2 protein-coding genes are annotated in these 2,266 nt (G+C 72.6%); one reads left to right on the top strand and one right to left on the bottom strand.

From position 1 onward, the window contains the following. Positions 1 to 379 (bottom strand): transglycosylase family protein (locus H5J33_RS31885; protein ID WP_181798220.1); only part of this gene is annotated, 379 nt, incomplete at its 3' end. Positions 380 to 652: 273 nt separating this feature from the next. Between H5J33_RS31885 and gndA the strand changes: the two genes are divergently transcribed. Further along, positions 653 to 2,092 (top strand): NADP-dependent phosphogluconate dehydrogenase, encoded by a 1,440-nt coding sequence (gndA, locus tag H5J33_RS31880; RefSeq protein ID WP_181798219.1) that lies wholly within the window; start codon positions 653 to 655, stop codon positions 2,090 to 2,092. Positions 2,093 to 2,266: the final 174 nt, after the last annotated feature.

The raw sequence follows: 2,266 nt of genomic DNA, 5'->3' as shown, positions 1-2,266 counted from the left end.
TGGTCGCCGCTGCCCGCGCGATCGAGGAGCGGGCCGGCCAGGCGCCGGGTCCCTGCCCGTCCAGCACCTTCTCGGCGACGGCGATCTGCTCGTCCCGGGTGGCCAGGTCGGCGCGCGGCGCGTAGCGGGTGCCGCCGTACGCCTCCCACGTGGACCGGGTGAACTGCAGCCCGCCGTAGTAGCCGTTGCCTGTGTTGACGCTCCAGTCGCCGCTGGACTCGCAGGCGGCGACCTTGTTCCAGGTGGCCGCGTCGGCGGCGTGCGCGGTGCCGGCGGCGACCAGCGGGATGGCGAGGCCGGCGCCGCTCGCCGTGACGGTGAGCGAGGCGCGGTTGATCCTGTTCGGCTGGTACCGGCGGTGCCGGCCGCGTGCGGCCATGTCCGAATTCCCCTCGGCATGCGTCAGGAGGGGCAAACGTAAGCGCCGCGAACTGGCCATGACAAGGCTGGGAATCGGCCTGCCCCAGGGGCCAAGTGGCCGGGAACACACTCCCGTTGAGCCGGGCCGCGACCGGTGACCGAGGCAGGGGCGCTCGCGACGCGTACCGGAATGTGGCGGGTCGTAAACGCGTTCGCCGTTGCAGCACGTCAGGATAAGCAGGGCCCCGTACTGACGGGGCCGTAGTCATGAGGCAACCAGGGAGCAGGCGGTATGAGCACTTCAGCGCAGATCGGTGTCACGGGCCTCGCGGTAATGGGCCGCAACCTCGCGCGGAACTTCGCGCGCAACGGCTACACGGTCGCCGTGCACAACCGTACGGTGTCGCGTACCAAGGCGCTGGTGGAGGAGTTCGGGCAGGAAGGCGACTTCGTCGCGGCCGAGACCGCCGAGGAATTCGTGGCGGCGCTCGAGCGCCCGCGCCGGCTGGTCGTCATGGTCAAGGCGGGTGAGCCGACGGACGCGGTGATCCAGGAGTTCGCCCCGCTGCTGGAGCCCGGTGACATGATCATCGACGGGGGCAACGCGCACTTCGCGGACACCCGGCGCCGGGAACGGGAGCTGCGCGAGCGGGGCATCCACTTCGTCGGCGCGGGCATCTCCGGCGGCGAGGAGGGCGCGCTGCACGGACCGAGCATCATGCCGGGCGGGTCGGTCGAGTCGTACCGGTCGCTGGGCCCGATGCTGGAGAAGATCTCGGCGAAGGCGGCGGACGGCGCGCCGTGCGTGACGCATGTGGGCCCCGACGGTGCCGGACACTTCGTGAAGATGGTCCACAACGGCATCGAGTACGCCGACATGCAGCTGATCGGGGAGGCGTACCAGCTGCTGCGCGATGTCGCCGGGTACTCCCCCGCGCAGATCGCGGACATCTTCCGCACCTGGAACACGGGCCGGCTGGACTCCTACCTGATCGAGATCACCGCCGAGGTGCTGTCCCACGTGGACGCGGCCACCGGCAAGCCGTTCGTGGACGTGGTGGTGGACCAGGCCGAGCAGAAGGGCACCGGCCGCTGGACCGTGCAGATCGCGCTGGACCTGGGCGTCCCGGTGTCCGGCATCGCCGAGGCGGTGTTCGCCCGGTCCCTGTCCGGGCACGCGGCGCTGCGGGCCGCCTCGCGGGACCTGGCCGGGCCGAAGCCGACCGCGCTGAGCGAGTCGGAGGCCGCCGCCTTCGCCGACCGGGTGGAGCAGGCGCTGTACGCCTCCAAGATCGTGTCGTACACCCAGGGCTTCCACGAGATCGCGGCGGGCAGCGAGGAGTACGGCTGGGACATCGACCTGGGCGCGGTGGCCTCCATCTGGCGGGGCGGCTGCATCATCCGGGCCGCGTTCCTGGACCGCATCCGCGAGGCCTACGACGCCCGGCCCGACCTGCCGAGCCTGCTCTCGGACGAGACGTTCGCCCGCGAGATCGCCGACGCGCAGGACGACTGGCGGGAGGTGCAGATCGCCGCGGTACGGCAGGGAGTGCCCACGCCCGGCTTCGCGGCGGCCCTGGCGTACTACGACGGCCTGCGTTCCCCGCGCCTGCCCGCGGCGCTGACCCAGGGCCAGCGGGACTTCTTCGGCGCGCACACCTACCGCAGGGTGGACCGCGAGGGGGCGTTCCACACGCTGTGGGGCGGGGACCGCGGCGAGGTCACGGCGTAGGGAACGGGCACGGGCTCGGCCGCGCCTACGGCTGTACCGCGGCCGGGCGGGCGAGCCCGAGCCCCGCCTCACCCGTTGGTCCTCAGCTGAGGGGAGGGCCTGGTTCGGGGTTCGGCACCGGTTCCGGACCCGGGGGGATGGGGGACGGTGGCGGTTCCGGCGGGCCCGGGTGCG

Source organism: Streptomyces sp. WELS2 (genome assembly GCF_013870595.1).
In the GTDB taxonomy this organism is placed as follows: domain Bacteria; phylum Actinomycetota; class Actinomycetes; order Streptomycetales; family Streptomycetaceae; genus Streptomyces.
This window is presented reverse-complemented; position numbering and strand designations above follow the sequence as displayed.

Coding starts and splice junctions, on each gene's coding strand:
- gndA (WP_181798219.1), top strand. CDS start 653: ATGAGCACTTCAGCGCAGATCGGTGTCACGGGCCTCGCGGTAATGGGC.